This window comes from Streptomyces sp. NBC_01498, from assembly GCF_036327775.1.
Taxonomy (GTDB): domain Bacteria; phylum Actinomycetota; class Actinomycetes; order Streptomycetales; family Streptomycetaceae; genus Streptomyces.
The window spans coordinates 3,904,553-3,920,465 of sequence record NZ_CP109598.1 but is presented as its reverse complement, the minus strand read 5'-3'; the positions used below and the strand labels follow the sequence as shown (position 1 = coordinate 3,920,465).

Sequence of the window (15,913 nt, the reverse complement as noted above, 5' to 3'; positions counted from 1 at the left end):
TTGCCGCCGGTGACCAGGGCGGCGGAGTGGCCGGGGGCTGTGGGGCGGGGTCAGCCCGGCGGGGCCGGGGGCGGTGGAACCTGAGCCGGCGGGACGACGACCTCGACGGCTCCGGTCGCGACGTCGTACACAAGGCCGGCGACCACGTAGCGGGGCCGGTGGACGGCCCGCCGGACGATCTCGACGTCGGCGCGTACCGAGCCGTACGGGTCGCCGACGGACATGGCGCCGAGGGCGTCGGCCGAGGTCTCGAAGTACGCCGCGAGCACGTCTTCGTACGGCACGAGGCCCGCCATGCCGCAGTCGGTGTGATGGAGGATCACGAGGGTGAAGTCCCCGTCCGGCGCGTTCTCCGGGTGGACCTCGTTGACCTTGTTGAGCGTGTTCATGGCGCGCAGCGTCGCGGGAGTGACCCGGCCGCCCGGATTGCGGATCACGACGGCCTCGCCGCGTGCGAGACCGACGATGTACGCGGGGTCCACCCGGGGGTCCACACAGCCGATGATCATCATGTCGCCGGTGGACTTCATCGACAGGGGGCCGTCACGGAACTCCCCCGTGACGAAGTCGGCGTTGCGCCGGACCAGTTCGGGGATGTCGGTCACGACGACTCCAGATCCTCGGGCGGGGGCGGGGGCGGGGCGTGGCACGGGGGGACGACCGGGCCGGCCAGGCCCATGCCGGCCGCGCCCGCCCCGGGCCATGGTCACCCACCCCCCACGGCGGCCCGCCGACCGACGCGCCGACGCGCCGCGGGTCCCTCCTCCTGCCGCCGGGCACGACGAAGGGCGGCGGGACGTGAATCCGTCCCGCCGCCCTGGGTGTCCCCGCACGCAGTGGCCTACGTACTGGTGACCGCTATGTGGTGACCGCTGTGCGGTGACCTTGGTGACCGCTACGAGATGATCGTGATCCGGCCCGTCGCCGGCGGCGCCAGCGGCGCGGTGGCCGTGGAGTTCGCCGCCAGGTAGGCGTTGAACAGGTCCAGGTCGGACGGGCCGACCAGCTTGTTCGTGCCCTGGCCCAGCGCCGCGAAGCCGTCGCCGCCGCCCGCGAGGAACTCGTTCATCGCGACGCGGTAGGTCTTCGCCGGGTCCAGCGCCTCGCCGTTGAGCTTCACCGACGAGGTGACGATCCGGTCGGCGCCGGTCTTGGTGTTGTCCAGCGTGTAGGCGAGGCTCTTCGAGATCTGGAGGATCTTGTTGGAAGCCGCGTTGGCGCCGCTGACCTGCTGCTGGAGCGCGGTGATGATCTGCGCGCCGGTGAGGTCGACCACGTTCATCATGTTGGTGAACGGCTGGACGGTGAACGCCTCGCCGTACGTCACCACACCGTTGCCCTCACTGCCGGAGGCGGTGTAGACGAGGTCGGCGCGGATACCGCCCGGGTTCATGAACGCGAGCTGGGCGCCGCCCTTGTCGGCCGGGGCCAGACCCGCGAGCTGGGCGTCGGCGATGACGTTGCCGAGCGGCGTCTCGGGCGTGGTGGCGCCGCGGCCGTTGATGTCGGCGGAGATGAAGCCCTGCGGGGCGCCGGCGATCGGGGCCGCCGTCTTGTTCCAGCGGGCGATCAGGTCGGTCATGTCCGTGGCCTTGGCCTGGTCACGGGAGACCACGTGGTTGGCCGACTGCACCTTCGTACGGACGATGTCCTTGGTCCGCAGGTCGTAGGTGAGGGTGGTGTCCGTGTAGACCTTGCCGAACGACGAGGCCGACGTGACCATGCGGTCGTTGCCCGCCGGGTCCGGGACGGTGCACGCGTACGCCTGGTGCGTGTGACCCGTCACCAGCGCGTCGACCTTGGGCGTGATGCCCTTGGCGATCTCCACGATCGGGCCCGAGATGCCGTCACCGGGGCCGGGGCTGTCGCAGTCGTAGTTGTACGAGCTGGAGGCCGGGGCCCCGCCCTCGTGGATGAGCGCGACGATGGACTTGACGCCCTGGCGGTCCAGCTCCTTGGCGTACTTGTTGACGCTTTCGATCTCGTCGTGGAACTTCAGGCCCTTGACGCCCTCGGCGGTGACGATGTTCGGGGTGCCCTCCAGGGTCACGCCGATGAAGCCGACCTTGACGCCGTTCTTCTTCCAGACGGTGTACGGCTTGAGGACCGGCTTGCCGGACTTCTCGTACGTGGTGTTGGCCGCCAGGTAGGGGAAGTCGGCGCCCTTGAACTTCTTGCCCGTCTCGTAGCAGCCGGCCGTCGGGTGGCAGCCGCCGTTCTGGAGCCGGGACAGCTCCGCCATGCCCTCGTCGAACTCGTGGTTGCCCACGGAGCTGACGTCGAGGTCCATCTTGTTGAGCGCCTCGATGGTGGGCTCGTCGTGGAACAGGCCGGAGAGCAGCGGGCTCGCGCCGACCATGTCACCGGCCGCGGCGGTGATGGAGTACGGGTTGCCCTTGCGCGCGGTGCGCAGGGAGCTGGCCAGGTACTCGACACCACCGGCCGGGACGGCCTTGACCGTGCCGTCGGCCTGGATCTCGTTGACGTTGCCCGAGGAGCCGGCCGGCGCCTCCAGGTTGCCGTGCAGGTCGTTGAAGGACAGCAGCTGGACGTCCACGGTACGGGGCTTGGAGTGCCCGTGACCGTGGCCGCCGTGCCCGTGACCGTGACCACGGTCGTGCGCCCCGGCGGCGGGGGCGGCGGCGGCGAGCGCGCCTATGGTGGCAAGTCCGGCCACGGCGGCGAGCACACGCCGGGCCGCACGATTCTTCTGCGGTGTCGCTGACATCGATCCCCTTGTTACTTCCGCGTCTGAGAGCTGTGTGAGGAGAACAGCTGCGACGGGCAGCCTAAGTTCCACGCGCGTAGAGCAACAGGGGTGTTCTGGTTACGACCTGGTTGCCAATGCCCGTCAATGGGCAGACGTCACAACTCACCCGTATGGCGGACATATACGCGCAGGAACGTCACCGCACATCTGAACGACGGAAGTGTGTACGCCATGAAAGCACCAACACGGCGAACGCGGCCGTCCCCGCCCAGGCGTCCGAACTGCCGCAGGGCTTCTTCGAGTTGGTCGACGACCTGAAGTCCCTGGTGCGTGGCGCGCACGCGCGGGCGCAGCTCAAGGTCAACACCGGGATGATCCAGATGCGTAGCAGATGGCGCGCACCTGGCCGGAGCAAAATGTCCAACAAGCTGTTGGACGATTGCCCTGGGGCCATGCCGGGTGCCGACGACCTGTCCCGGGTCGCCGACAAGGTCCCGCGCTCCCGGGCGGGCACGGGGCGATCCACCGAAGGGGTCCCGCTCCCCGAGGCGGACGCCGGGCGTCGGTGAAACCCGGGAACGCGCGCCCCGCGCCGTACCCTCGACGCATGACTGATACGGGAGCCCTCGACGCGAGCCGACAGATCGAGACCCTCGACGCCCCGACCCCTGAGCAGGCGCGGGACGTCCTCGCGCTGCTCGACGCCGCCCGGCGGTCCGACGGGGTGCAGGCCGTGTCCGAGCAGGGGCGGTTGCAGTTGCGCGGGGGCGCGCGCGCCGGGGTGCGGCACTTTCTGCTGACCGTGGGCGGGGAGCTGCTGGGGTACGCCCAGTTGGAGGACACCGACCCCGTGGAGGCGCCGGCCGCCGAGCTGGTCGTACATCCGTCGTACCGGGGGCGCGGGCACGGGCGGGCGCTCGGGGCCGCGTTGCTGGCCGCGTCGGGGAAGCGGCTGCGGGTGTGGGCGCACGGCGGCAAGTCGGCGGCCCGGCATCTGGCCCAGGTGCTGGGGCTGAGCATGTTCCGTGAACTGCGCCAGCTGCGGCGGCCGTTGGAGCCCCTGGGCATCGCCGAGCCGGTCCTGCCCGCCGGGGTCACCGTCCGTACCTTCGTGCCCGGCGAGGACGACACCGCCTGGCTCGCCGTCAACGCCGCCGCCTTCGCCCACCACCCCGAGCAGGGCGGACTGACGCAGCGGGACCTGGACGACCGGATCGCCGAGCCCTGGTTCGACCCGAAGGGCTTCTTCCTCGCCGAGCGGGACGGCCGGCTCGTCGGCTTCCACTGGACCAAGGTGCACACCGCCGAACAGCTGGGCGAGGTGTACGTCGTCGGCATCAGCCCCGACGCGCAGGGCGGCGGGCTCGGCAAGGCCCTCACCGCGATCGGGCTGCGGCACCTGGCCGCGCAGGGCCTGCCGACCGCGATGCTCTACGTCGACGCGGACAACACGGCGGCCGTGACGGTCTACGAGCGCCTGGGCTTCACGACGCACGAGGTGGACCTGATGTACCGCACGGAGTCGTAGGCGCGCCGCCGGAGTCGCGGGGGCGCCCGGCAGAGCCACGGGGGCGCCGCGGGGCCCGGCCGAAGTCCCCGTAGGGGCGGTGGAGTTGACACCGCCCCTTCTCTCTCCCATGCTTTCACTACTTAACTAGTGAAAGGGTGCTGCGGGTGATCGAGTACCACATCGACCGGCGCAGCGGCGTCTCCACGTATCTCCAGATCGTCCAGCAGACCAAACAGGCCCTGCGCCTCGGACTGCTCAGGCCCGGCGACAAACTGCCCACGGCCCGTGAGGTGGTCGAGGCCACGGCCATCAATCCGAACACCGTCCTCAAGGCGTACCGCGAACTCGAACGCGAGGGCCTGGCCGAGGGACGGCGCGGGCTCGGCACCTTCGTACGCGCCACCCTCGGCGGCGACTCCGCCGACCACCGCGCCCTGCGCGGCGAGCTGCGCGCCGAACTCGTCGCGTGGGCCGAACGCGCCCGCGCGGGCGGGCTGGAGAAGGACGACCTGACCGCGCTTTTCACCTCCGTCGTGGACGAACGCTTCACCTCGGTCGTGGACGAACGCTTCACCTCCGTCGTGGACGAACGCTTCACCTCCGTCGTGGACGAACGCTTCACCTCGGTCGTGGACGAGGGCCTCACCGCCGCCGCCGACGCACACGCCGCCACCGAGCGGCGGAACAGCGACCGGGACACGGACCGGTCCAGCCACCGGGAACAGAACGGGGAACTCTCATGACAGCCGCGGCGATCGAAGCCTCCGGCCTCGGCAAGCGCTACCGGAGAAAGGGCCGCTGGGCCCTGCGCGACTGCTCCTTCCGGGTGCCCGCCGGACGAATCTGCGCCGTCGTCGGCCCCAACGGCGCGGGCAAGTCCACGCTCCTCGCCGCGGCGGCCGGGCTGCTGCCGGCCGGCGAGGGCGTCGTACGGGTCCTCGGCGAACGCCCTGCCGAGGCCCGCGAGCGGATCGCCTACGTCGCCCAGGAGAAGCCCCTCTACGGGCAGTTGACGATCCGCGACACCCTGCGCATGGGGTACGAGCTCAACCCGGGCCGCTGGGACGGGGACACCGCCGAGCGGGTCGTCGCCGACGGCCGCCTCGACCCCGGCGTACGGGTCCGGTCGCTCTCCGGCGGCCAGCGCACCCGCGTCGCGCTCGCCCTCGCGCTCGGCAAACGGCCCGAACTGATGCTGCTGGACGAGCCGATGGCCGACCTCGACCCGCTCGCCCGCCACCAGCTCATGGGCACGCTCATGGCCCAGGCCGCCGAGCACGGGACCACGGTCGTGATCTCGTCGCACATCCTCACCGAGCTGGAAGGCACCTGCGACTACCTGCTGCTGGTCGACGGCGGGCGGATCCGCCTCGGCGGCGAGACCGAGGACCTGCTGGCCGCGCACCGGCTGGTCACCGGGCCCGTACGGGACCTCGCCCCGCACACGGTCGTCGAGTCCCGCACGGTGGGCCGGGGGCTGACCGCGCTGATACGCCCCGACGGCCCGGTCGACCCGGGCTGGGAGACCGCCGAACCTTCCCTGGAGGACCTGTTGCTGGCCCATCTGCGCTCACCGGGCGCGCCCGTGCTGCTGACCCCGAGCGCCGAACGGGACGGACACGCGACGGCGACGGCCCCGACGGCCCCGGCGGTGACGGCATGAGCGCGCTCCTGGAACGGCCGCCGACAGCGGCCCCGGCACCGTCCCGCAGGGGACTGCGCGGTCCCCTCTGGGTCTCCGTACGCCAGCACCGCACCGCCCTGCTCATCGCCGTCGGCGCGGCCGTCGTCGGCACGCTGACACTGCTCGCGTTCCGGATCTGGGCCGGGAACGCGGCGGAGAACTTCGCGGCGACGGGCTGTTCCGTCTCACACGGCACACGCGCGTGCAATCAATCGGCCCGCGACTTCAGCGACGCCATGTTCGGCGTGGGGCAGCTGACTCGGTACGGCAGCCTGGTCCTCCAGCTGCTGCCCGGGGTGCTCGGCGCGTTCCTCGCCGGTCCCGTCGTCGCGCGCGAGCTGGAGTCGGGGACGTACAAACTCGCCTGGACCCAGTCCGTCGGCCCGACCCGCTGGCTCGCCTCGAAGCTGCTGCCGGCCGTGGTGCTCGTCCTGCTGTTCGTGCCGCCGCTGACGGCTGCCCGCGCGTGGGTGGCGTCGTGGATTCCGGAGTACCTCGCACCGCACTGGTTCGAGACCCGCGAGTACGTCGCGCTCGGCACCGTCCCCGTCGCGTACGCCCTGCTCGGGATCGCCCTCGGCGCGCTGATCGGGCTGCTGGTGGCCCGCACCGTTCCCGCGATGTCCGTCGCGGTGCTCGGGCTCGGCGGAATCATCCTGGTCCTGGACAACACCAGGCGGCACTTCTGGCCGTCGCGGAGCGCCACCGGCCCCCTCGACGGCCGGCCCCTGGCCATCGGCGACGAGTCCTGGATGCTCGACGGCGGATGGATCACGGCCGACGGGGAGCGCTGGAACAGCCTTCACGAACGTCTCCGGCCGTGCGACACCGCCGTCCGCGACGGACTGGCCTGCGTCCGGGAGCTCGGCGTCACCGGCCACTACGTCGACCACCACCCCGCCTCGCACTTCTGGCCCCTCCAGCTGGTCGAGACGGGAATCGTGCTCGCCCTCGCCGCCGGGTGCGCCTTCGCCGCGTTCCAGGTGGTGCGCCGACGCCACGGGTGACCTCCGGCCGGGCGCCCGCCGGGTCCCGCCCGAGGCCGTACGGCTTCCGGGGTGCCGCCCGCCGCGGGGAAGCGGGCGGCGCCCCGGGGGCCGTGCCGCCCGGCGGCACGGCGCGGGCCGGTACCGCGCCGTACGCCGGGCGGCCCGGCCCCGTCCGTTCACCTGTGTGTTCCCCTCGTACAGCCGCCCGACAGACCGCGCCCCGCCGTGCCCCGCCCGGCGTCCGGCCCCGCCTCCCGCCCCCGTGGAGCCCCGCCCCGCTTCCCTGCACGTCATCCCGCCGTTACCGGCCATTCAGACGGGGTTGCGAGTCTCTGGGAATGCAGCCCGCTGTGCCCCCCACGCCGAACGGCCGGTTCCGCGTCACCCCCGGCGGCTTCCTCGCCCCTGCCGGTTCCGACGCGCCCGTCGCGCCTTCGGCGCGGAACAATGGAGGTATGAGCCAGCAGCCTGCCGAGAGCCCGGTCCACCCGCAGCCGTCCGTCGGGTCCATCGCCGCACACCGGCCGCACACGATCGCCGCCGCCGTGTCCGACCTGGAGCCCGATCTCGACGCGGATCTCGACGCCTACGAGCAGGACGACGACGACCGGCAGGGCGGCGGCACGCTGCCCCAGGGCCGCTTCCTCGACCGCGAACGCAGCTGGCTCGCCTTCAACGAACGCGTGCTGGAACTGGCCGAGGACCCCGCGACCCCCCTACTCGAACGGGCGAATTTTCTCGCGATCTTCGCGTCCAACCTGGACGAGTTCTTCATGGTCCGCGTGGCCGGTCTCAAGCGCCGGATAGCGACCGGTGTCGCCACCCGATCGGCCTCCGGGCTCCAGCCCCGCGAAGTCCTCGACCTGATCTGGACCCGGTCCCGGGAGCTCATGGCACGGCACGCCGCCTGCTTCCAGCAGGACGTGTCCCCCGCGCTCGCCGACGAGGGCATCCACCTGATCCGCTGGGGCGACCTCACGGAGAAGGAGCAGGCCCGCCTCTTCACCCTGTTCCGGCAGCAGATCTTCCCCGTCCTGACGCCGCTGGCCGTGGACCCCGCCCACCCCTTCCCGTACATCTCCGGCCTCTCCCTCAACCTCGCGGTCGTCGTCCGCAACCCCGTCAGCGGCCACCGCCACTTCGCCCGGGTCAAGGTCCCACCCCTGCTGACGCGCTTCCTGGAGGCGTCCCCGCAGCGGTACGTGCCGCTGGAGGACATCATCGCGGCGCACCTGGAGGAGCTGTTCCCCGGGATGGAGGTCCTGGCGCACCACATGTTCCGGGTCACCCGCAACGAGGACCTGGAGGTGGAGGAGGACGACGCGGAGAACCTCCTCAAGGCGCTGGAGAAAGAGCTCATGCGGCGCCGCTTCGGCCCGCCCGTGCGGCTGGAGGTCGAGGAGTCGATCGACCCGTACGTGCTGGACCTGCTGGTGCGCGAGCTGAAGGTGTCGGACGCCGAGGTGTATCCGCTGCCGGGGCCGCTGGACCTGACGGGGCTGTTCGGGATAGCCGCGCTGGACCGGCCGGAGCTGAAGTTCCCCAAGTTCATCGCGGGCACGCACCGCGATCTCGCCGAGGTGGAGTCGGCTTCGGCGCCGGACATATTCGCGGCGCTGCGCGAGCGGGACGTGCTGCTGCACCACCCGTACGACTCGTTCTCCACCTCCGTCCAGGCGTTCCTGGAGCAGGCGGCGGGCGACCCGGACGTCCTGGCGATCAAGCAGACGCTGTACCGGACGTCCGGCGACTCCCCGATAGTCGACGCGCTGATCGACGCCGCCGAGTCGGGCAAGCAGGTCCTGGTCCTCGTGGAGATCAAGGCCCGTTTCGACGAGCAGGCGAACATCAAGTGGGCGCGCAAGCTCGAAGAGGCCGGCTGCCATGTCGTGTACGGGCTGGTCGGGCTCAAGACGCACTGCAAGCTCTCGCTGGTGGTCCGGCAGGAGGGCGAGACCCTGCGCCGCTACAGCCACGTCGGCACCGGCAACTACCACCCGAAGACGGCACGGCTCTACGAGGACCTCGGACTGCTCACCGCCGACCCGCACGTCGGCGCGGACCTCTCGGACCTCTTCAACCGGCTGTCGGGATACTCCCGGCGCGAGACGTACCGGCGGCTGCTGGTCGCACCCAAGTCCCTGCGCGACGGGCTGATCACCCGGATCAACAAGGAAGCGGCGCACCACCGTTCGGGCCGCCCCGCGTACGTCCGCATCAAGGTCAACTCGATGGTCGACGAGGCCGTGATCGACGCGTGCTACCGGGCGGCGCAGGCGGGCGTGCCGGTGGACATCTGGGTACGGGGCATCTGCGCCGTGCGCCCCGGCGTGCACGGCCTGTCGGAGAACATCCGGGTGCGCTCCGTCCTCGGCCGCTTCCTCGAACACTCCCGGATCTTCGCCTTCGGCAACGGGGGCGAGCCCGAGGTGTGGTTCGGCAGCGCCGACATGATGCACCGCAACCTCGACCGCCGTATCGAGGCGCTGGTACGGGTCACCGACCCGGCGCACCGCGCCGCCATCACCCGGCTCCTGGAGAGCGGCATGGCGGACACCACCTCCTCCTGGCACCTGGGCCCGGACGGGAACTGGACCCGGCACTCCGTCGACGCGGACGGACAGCCGTTGCGGCACGTACAGGAAATGCTCATTGACGCCCGGAGGCGCCGGCGTGCAGCACCATGAAGCAGACACCGCCGGCTCGGTCGGAACGGCCCGCCCGGCCCGCCCCGCCCGCCCCGCCCTGCCCGACCAGCCCGGCGACGCGTTCGACGCGACCGCGGGGCAGGTGCTCGCCGGGTATCTGAACGCCCGGTGCGGGGACTTCCTGCGCAGCCTGCGGGGATACGGCGAGAGCGGGTCGGACACGGCCGCCGCCGAGGAGGCGGCGTCGGCGCTGCGCTGCTCGGCGCGGCGGATCGCGGGCACCCTGCACACGTTCCGGGTCCTGCTCGACCCGGCGTGGGCGGACCAGCTCCGTACGGAACTGGGCTGGCTGTCCGGGACCCTCGCGCAGGAGTACGCGTGCACGGCCCGGCTCCACCGGCTGGTGTCGGCGCTGGCGCGGCTGTCGGGGGCGGCGGCGGTACCGGCCGGCCGGGGCGGCGGGGCCGGCGCGGGTGGGACGGCGGCCCCGGGGGCACTGACCGTCGGGGCGTCGCGCGCCGGGGCGCTGCTGGAGCGGCAGCTGACCCTCCAGCGCACGCGGTCGCACTCGGCGGCACTCCAGGCGCTGGGCTCGTCCCGCTTCCACGCGGTGGCCGACGCCGTCGCCGTACTGGCCTCCGAGGTACCGCTGGCCCCGGTCGCGGGGGCGCCGGCGGCCGAGATCCTGACGGGGCCGGCGGGCGCGGCCGAACGAAGACTCCTCGACGCGGTGTCCGCGCTGCCGCTGACGCGCGCCGCGCACCCGTACAACGCGGAGGCCCTGGTCCACGGCCTGGCCACGCCCGCGGACGGCGAGGCCCAGGACGCGCCCTGGCACCAGGTGCGGCTCCTGCTCCGGCTGCACCGGTACGCCCAGGAGGTCCGGCCCACGGGCGCCGCCCCCGACCCGCTGCTCGCCGACGCGGGCCACGCACTGGACCGGCACCGGGACGCGGCCGAGGCGGCGGCAGCCGCGGCGAACGCCGCCCGCACCCCGCGTATCGCCCCGGCGACGGCGTACGCGCTCGGGGTGCTGCACGCGGACCAGCGCCACGAGGTGGAGGCGGCGCGCTACGACTTCCAGCTGACCTGGCAGCGAAGGGCGGTGACCGCGCCATGACGGGAACGGGCGGCATCCGTACGACGGGCACGGCACCGGTCCTCGCGGCGGGCTGCGTGCTGTGGCGGAAGTCGCCGTACCGCGCGGACGGCACCGAGATCTGTCTGGTCCACCGGCCGAAGTACGACGACTGGTCGCATCCGAAGGGCAAGTTGAAGCACGCGGAGGACGCCCTGGCGGGGGCGCTGCGCGAGGTGCTGGAGGAGACGGGGCACCACTGCGCGCCGGGCGCCCGCCTCGGCACGGTCAGCTATCTGGCCAACGGCCGCCCCAAGGAGGTCGTCTACTGGGCGGCCGAGGCGACGGAGGGCGCGTTCGTGCCCAACGACGAGGTGGACCGCGTCCTGTGGCTCCCACCGCCCGTGGCCCGGACCCGGCTGACCCAGCCCCGCGACCGTTTCCTCATCGACGCGCTGCTGGACTCGCTGCCCGCGTCCCCCGACGGGGCGTGACGGCCGGACTCCCCGGCGCCCCGCGCCACCGCGACGGCGGCCGCCCCCGTCACCGGGCCGACGGCGTACGCCTCCGCACACGGCACGTAGGACACATACGGCGGCCCACCGGAGCACGGCAGGTACGGCAGGTACGGCAGGTACGGCAGGTACGGCAGGTACGGCGGCCGACCCGAACGCGGCACGCGCGGCGCACACCTCCGCACCCGCACGCACGGCGGCCCAACCGAACACGACACGGGCGGCGGCCGACCCGAACACCGCACGCGCGGCGGCCGGTCCGGGCCGGGGCGGCGGGCCCGGTCCCCGGTGCCTGACCCCATGAGGCGCACTTTCTCGGTGGGTACGCCGTGTCGGGACGCGCGCGCGGCCGGGGCCGCACCAGGCTGACCGTCACGGTTCACCTCCCGTTCACTCCCACCCGTCGGCCACTTCACCTGATCTGCCTAATTTCGGCCTTACACGGTGACCGGTACACCGCCGGACTCATCACATGGACGCACGCCGCCGTAGAAGTACATATACCCGTACACAGGCGGCTTCTGGAAGGAATTACCCGAAGTGAAGCTTCAGCGCAAGAACCGGCTGCGCGCCACCGCGCTCGGTGCCCTCGCCGTCTCCGGCGCCCTGGTTCTCACGGCGTGCGGCTCGGACGACAACACCGCGGACCCCAGCACCGGGGGCGACACCAAGACCGCCGCCACCTCCACCATCGAGTGCGACGACGCCAAGGGCCAGATCCTTGCCGCCGGTTCGAGCGCCCAGAAGAACGCGATGGACCTCTGGGTCAAGAACTTCCAGCAGGCGTGCTCGGACGTGGAGATCAACTACCAGCCCATCGGTTCCGGTGGCGGTATCACCAAGTTCACCCAGGGCCAGGTCGCCTTCGCCGGCTCCGACTCCGCGCTCAAGCCGGAGGAGGTCACCGCCTCCGAAGAGGTCTGCACCGGCGGCAAGGGCATCAACCTGCCGATGGTCGGCGGCCCCGTCGCGATCGGTTACAACCTGCCGGGCGTCGACAGCCTGATCCTGGACGGCCCGACCCTCGCCAAGATCTTCGACTCGAAGATCACCAAGTGGAACGACAAGGCGATCGCGACGCTCAACCCCGACGCGAAGCTGCCCGCCACGGCGATCCAGGCGTTCCACCGCTCGGACGAGTCGGGCACCACGCAGAACCTGAACAAGTACCTCAAGGCCGCCGCCGCGTCCGACTGGGGCTACGACGACAGCTCGAAGTCCTGGGAGGCCAAGGGCGGCCAGGCCGCCAGCGGCTCCTCCGGCGTCGCCTCCAGCGTCAAGGAAACCGAAGGCGCCATCGGCTACTTCGAGCTCTCCTACGCGACCGCCAGCAGCCTGAGCACGGTCAAGGTCGACACCGGCGCGGGCGAGCCCGTCGAGGCCACCACGGAGAACGCCTCCAAGGCGATCGCCGCCGCCAAGGTCAAGGGCACCGGCAACGACCTGGCCCTGGAGCTGGACTACGCCACCAAGGCCGAGGGTGCCTACCCGATCATCCTGGTGACCTACGAGATCGCCTGTGACAAGGGCAACAAGCCCGAGACCCTGCCGGGTGTCAAGGCGTTCCTCAACTACACCGTCAGCGACGAGGGCCAGAAGGTCCTGAGCGAGGCCGGCTACGCGCCGCTCCCGACCGAGATCGCCGCCAAGGTCCGCGAGATCGTCCCCACCCTGTCCTGACCCCCGGACGTGGCCGGCCCCCAGTCGGGGGGCCGGCCACGTCTTCCGGTGCACCGCCGCCAGGAGCCGCGATCCGGCTCAGCAGACCGGAGAAGACGCATGGAAACAACAGCTCTGCCCACGAACTCCCCACCACCGCCGCCGTCGCTCGACAACTCGGGCGCCCCCAAGGCGAAGAAGCAGCTCGGCGACCGGGTCTTCCTGGGCCTGTCCCGGGGCTCCGGCATCACCCTGCTTGTCATCATGGCCGCCATCGCGATCTTCCTGTCCTGGCGCGCGGCCATCGCGATCTCCGACGACGAGACGAACTTCCTCACCACCTTCGAGTGGAACCCGCAGGGAGACCCCGTCTCCTTCGGTATCGCCGTCCTCGCCTTCGGCACCCTCGTCAGCTCGATCATCGCCATGGTGATCGCGGTCCCGATCGCCATCGGTATCGCGCTGTTCATCTCGCACTTCGCGCCCCGCAGGCTCGCCGTGCCGATCGCGTACCTGGTCGACCTGCTGGCAGCCGTACCGAGCATCATCTACGGCCTCTGGGGCGCCGTCTTCCTCGTCCCGTACCTCGACGGCCTGAACAAGTGGCTCGACGAGTACTTCGCCTGGACGTACATCTTCGACAAGACGAACGAAGGCATCCCGCGCAACCTGTTCACCGTGGGCATCCTGCTGGCGATCATGATCCTGCCGATCATCACCAACGTCATACGTGAGGTCTTCCTCCAGTCGCCGAAGATGCACGAGGAGGCCGCCCTGGCCCTCGGTGCCACGCGCTGGGAAGTCATCCGCATGTCGGTCCTGCCCTTCGGCCGCTCCGGCATCATCAGCGCCTCGATGCTCGGCCTCGGACGCGCGCTGGGCGAGACGATCGCCGTGGCCGTCGTCCTCTCGCCGAGCTTCCTGCTGTCGTTCCACCTGCTCGACGCGGGCGGCGGCACCTTCGCGCAGAACATCGCCGCGAAGTTCAACGAGGCCAACGAATTCGGCCGGGACGCCCTCATCGCCTCCGGTCTCGTCCTCTTCATCATCACCCTGCTGGTCAACGGCGCGGCCCGCGCGATCATCGCCCGCCGCAAGGAGTACTCGGGGGCCAACGCATGAGCCACACCCTTCAGGACCAGCGCCCCAAGGCCCCGGTACCCCAGGGCTCGCTCTCCCGGGCCCGGATGCCCCGGTGGTCGCCGTTCGCGATCGCCGCCGGCGCGCTGGCCCTGGGCTGCCTCATCGGCGTGACGGCAGGACTCCACAGCAAGATCCAGTGGCTCCTGCTCGCCGCGCTGATCTTCATCGGCGGGACCTACCTGATCACCGCCAGGGTCGAAGGCCCCCGGCAGGGCAAGAACCAGGTCGCCACCAGCCTCGTCTGGGTCTGCTTCCTGCTGGCCGTGATCCCCCTGCTCTCCCTGGCGTGGACCACGATCAGCAAGGGCTCCGGAGTCGTCGACGGGTACTTCCTGTCCCACTCGATGAGCGGACTCCTCGACACGGACCCGGGCGGCGGCGTCTACCACGCGCTGCTCGGCACCATCGAACAGGTCGCGATCGCCACCCTGATCGCCACGCCGATCGGTCTGCTCACCGCCGTCTACCTCGTGGAGTACGGACAGGGCAGGCTCTCCCGCGCCGTCACCTTCTTCGTGGACGTGATGACCGGTATCCCGTCGATCGTGGCCGGTCTGTTCGTCCTCTCGGTGTGGATCGTGATGCTCGACTTCGGATTCTCCGGATTCGCCGGCGCCCTGGCGCTCGCGATCCTGATGATGCCGGTGGTCGTACGCTCCACCGAGGAGATGCTGAAGCTCGTCCCGAACGAACTGCGCGAGGCGTCCCTGGCACTGGGTGTGCCCCAGTGGCGGACGATCCTCAAGGTGGTCCTGCCGACCGCGATCGGCGGCATCACCACGGGCGTCATGCTCGCGGTGGCACGTATCACCGGTGAGACCGCGCCCGTACTGCTGCTCGTCTTCGGTACGAAGCTCATCAACCCGAACCCGTTCGAGGGCACCCAGTCGTCACTGCCGCTGTACGTGTACGAGCAGTACTCGGTCGGCACCGACGCCTCGGTCGCGCGCGCCTGGGGCGCGGCACTCGTCCTCATCGCGTTCGTCATGCTCCTCAATCTGGTGGCTCGCTCGATCGCCCGCTGGAAGGCTCCCAAGACCGGCCGCTGAGGCCCCGAAATCCGGCTCCGCCGAGCGGGGTCACGCAGAAAGCAGTGATTCACATGGCCAAGCGAATCGACGTCAGCGGCCTGACCGCGTACTACGGCTCCCACCGTGCGATCGACGACATCTCCATGACCGTCGAGCCCCGCTCCGTGACGGCCTTCATCGGCCCGTCCGGCTGCGGCAAGTCCACGTTCCTCCGCACCCTCAACCGCATGCACGAGGTCACGCCCGGTGGCCGCGTCGAGGGCAAGGTCCTGCTGGACGACGAGAATCTGTACGGCGCCAACGTCGACCCGGTCGCCGTGCGCCGCACGGTCGGCATGGTCTTCCAGCGGCCCAACCCGTTCCCGACCATGTCGATCTTCGACAACGTCGCGGCCGGTCTGCGGCTCAACCGCAAGTACCGCAAGAGCGAACTGGCGGACGTCGTCGAGCGGTCCCTCAAGGGAGCCAACCTCTGGAACGAGGTCAAGGACCGCCTCAACAAGCCCGGCTCCGGCCTCTCCGGCGGCCAGCAGCAGCGGCTGTGCATCGCCCGCGCGATCGCGGTCGAGCCGGACGTCCTGCTGATGGACGAGCCGTGCTCGGCGCTCGACCCGATCTCGACGCTGGCGATCGAGGACCTGATCGGCCAGCTCAAGGAGCGCTTCACGATCGTCATCGTGACGCACAACATGCAGCAGGCGGCCCGGGTCTCGGACCGTACGGCCTTCTTCAACCTGTCGGCCGTGGGCCAGCCCGGCAAGCTGATCGAAATAGACGAGACGGAGCGGATCTTCGCCAACCCGTCCGTACAGGCCACCGAGGACTACATCTCGGGCCGCTTCGGCTAGACCCCGGCACCCCAAGCCGTCCTGCGGTGCTGCATGGCGGTGCCACCGCAAGACGAACGGCCCGCCCCCTTCTCGGGGGGCGGGCCCATTCGCGTGGG

The 15,913-nt window shown here is 71.1% G+C and carries 13 protein-coding genes and 1 pseudogene; 12 read left to right on the top strand and 2 right to left on the bottom strand.

Annotated elements, in window-relative coordinates:
- Nucleotides 1-50: 50 nt before the first annotated feature.
- The gene (locus OG875_RS16710) at nt 51-605 is read right to left on the bottom strand and encodes a carbonic anhydrase (protein ID WP_330175020.1); all 555 of its coding nucleotides are present in this window, start codon (nt 603-605) and stop codon (nt 51-53) included.
- A gap of 290 nt (nt 606-895) precedes the next feature.
- Nucleotides 896-2,728 (bottom strand): bifunctional metallophosphatase/5'-nucleotidase, encoded by a 1,833-nt coding sequence (locus OG875_RS16705; RefSeq protein ID WP_330175019.1) that lies wholly within the window; start codon nt 2,726-2,728, stop codon nt 896-898.
- A gap of 152 nt (nt 2,729-2,880) precedes the next feature.
- On the opposite strand from OG875_RS16705, the gene OG875_RS16700 reads away from it, so the two are divergent.
- The 12 genes and pseudogenes from OG875_RS16700 to pstB all read left to right on the top strand — a co-directional run bounded on the left by OG875_RS16700 (nt 2,881) and on the right by pstB (nt 15,815).
- The gene (locus tag OG875_RS16700) at nt 2,881-3,279 is read left to right on the top strand and encodes a hypothetical protein (protein WP_330175018.1); all 399 of its coding nucleotides are present in this window, start codon (nt 2,881-2,883) and stop codon (nt 3,277-3,279) included.
- Between the two features lie 38 nt (nt 3,280-3,317).
- The gene (mshD, locus tag OG875_RS16695; protein ID WP_330175017.1) at nt 3,318-4,238 is read left to right on the top strand and encodes a mycothiol synthase; all 921 of its coding nucleotides are present in this window, start codon (nt 3,318-3,320) and stop codon (nt 4,236-4,238) included.
- 146 nt (nt 4,239-4,384) lie between these two features.
- Nucleotides 4,385-4,768: pseudogene (locus OG875_RS16690) on the top strand (GntR family transcriptional regulator); the annotation flags it as partial.
- Between the two features lie 191 nt (nt 4,769-4,959).
- Nucleotides 4,960-5,883, top strand: coding sequence for an ABC transporter ATP-binding protein (locus OG875_RS16685; protein WP_330175016.1), 924 nt, complete (start codon nt 4,960-4,962; stop codon nt 5,881-5,883).
- Nucleotides 5,880-6,911 carry a hypothetical protein gene (locus OG875_RS16680; RefSeq protein ID WP_330175015.1) on the top strand — a complete coding sequence of 344 codons (1,032 nt, stop codon included), beginning with the start codon at nt 5,880-5,882 and terminating at the stop codon, nt 6,909-6,911. Before OG875_RS16685 ends, OG875_RS16680 begins: the two co-directional genes overlap by 4 nt.
- A gap of 437 nt (nt 6,912-7,348) precedes the next feature.
- Nucleotides 7,349-9,580 (top strand): RNA degradosome polyphosphate kinase, encoded by a 2,232-nt coding sequence (locus OG875_RS16675; protein WP_330175014.1) that lies wholly within the window; start codon nt 7,349-7,351, stop codon nt 9,578-9,580.
- A 58-nt stretch (nt 9,581-9,638) separates the two neighbouring features.
- Nucleotides 9,639-10,661 carry a CHAD domain-containing protein gene (locus OG875_RS16670; protein ID WP_330177771.1) on the top strand — a complete coding sequence of 341 codons (1,023 nt, stop codon included), beginning with the start codon at nt 9,639-9,641 and terminating at the stop codon, nt 10,659-10,661.
- Nucleotides 10,658-11,113 carry an NUDIX hydrolase gene (locus tag OG875_RS16665; protein ID WP_330175013.1) on the top strand — a complete coding sequence of 152 codons (456 nt, stop codon included), beginning with the start codon at nt 10,658-10,660 and terminating at the stop codon, nt 11,111-11,113. Before OG875_RS16670 ends, OG875_RS16665 begins: the two co-directional genes overlap by 4 nt.
- A 561-nt stretch (nt 11,114-11,674) precedes the next feature.
- The gene (pstS, locus tag OG875_RS16660) at nt 11,675-12,814 is read left to right on the top strand and encodes a phosphate ABC transporter substrate-binding protein PstS (RefSeq protein ID WP_330175012.1); all 1,140 of its coding nucleotides are present in this window, start codon (nt 11,675-11,677) and stop codon (nt 12,812-12,814) included.
- 99 nt (nt 12,815-12,913) lie between these two features.
- Nucleotides 12,914-13,915, top strand: a complete 1,002-nt coding sequence (pstC, locus tag OG875_RS16655; RefSeq protein ID WP_330175011.1) for a phosphate ABC transporter permease subunit PstC — start codon at nt 12,914-12,916, stop codon at nt 13,913-13,915.
- Entirely contained in the window at nt 13,912-14,985 is a 1,074-nt protein-coding gene (pstA, locus tag OG875_RS16650; protein WP_330175010.1) for a phosphate ABC transporter permease PstA, read from the top strand. The genes pstC and pstA overlap by 4 nt, the downstream gene beginning before the upstream one ends.
- 53 nt (nt 14,986-15,038) lie before the next feature.
- Nucleotides 15,039-15,815: a phosphate ABC transporter ATP-binding protein PstB gene (pstB, locus tag OG875_RS16645; RefSeq protein ID WP_330175009.1), complete on the top strand. Its 777-nt coding sequence runs from the start codon at nt 15,039-15,041 to the stop codon at nt 15,813-15,815.
- Nucleotides 15,816-15,913 lie beyond the last annotated feature (98 nt).

What these genes read in the sequence shown, in the direction of transcription:
- OG875_RS16680 (WP_330175015.1), top strand. Translation starts at nt 5,880, where the DNA reads ATGAGCGCGCTCCTGGAACGGCCGCCGACAGCGGCCCCGGCACCGTCC.
- pstC (WP_330175011.1), top strand. Translation starts at nt 12,914, where the DNA reads ATGGAAACAACAGCTCTGCCCACGAACTCCCCACCACCGCCGCCGTCG.
- OG875_RS16685 (WP_330175016.1), top strand. Translation starts at nt 4,960, where the DNA reads ATGACAGCCGCGGCGATCGAAGCCTCCGGCCTCGGCAAGCGCTACCGG.
- OG875_RS16665 (WP_330175013.1), top strand. Translation starts at nt 10,658, where the DNA reads ATGACGGGAACGGGCGGCATCCGTACGACGGGCACGGCACCGGTCCTC.
- OG875_RS16700 (WP_330175018.1), top strand. Translation starts at nt 2,881, where the DNA reads ATGGCGGACATATACGCGCAGGAACGTCACCGCACATCTGAACGACGG.
- OG875_RS16675 (WP_330175014.1), top strand. Translation starts at nt 7,349, where the DNA reads ATGAGCCAGCAGCCTGCCGAGAGCCCGGTCCACCCGCAGCCGTCCGTC.
- pstB (WP_330175009.1), top strand. Translation starts at nt 15,039, where the DNA reads ATGGCCAAGCGAATCGACGTCAGCGGCCTGACCGCGTACTACGGCTCC.
- mshD (WP_330175017.1), top strand. Translation starts at nt 3,318, where the DNA reads ATGACTGATACGGGAGCCCTCGACGCGAGCCGACAGATCGAGACCCTC.
- OG875_RS16705 (WP_330175019.1), bottom strand. Translation starts at nt 2,728, where the DNA reads ATGTCAGCGACACCGCAGAAGAATCGTGCGGCCCGGCGTGTGCTCGCC.
- pstA (WP_330175010.1), top strand. Translation starts at nt 13,912, where the DNA reads ATGAGCCACACCCTTCAGGACCAGCGCCCCAAGGCCCCGGTACCCCAG.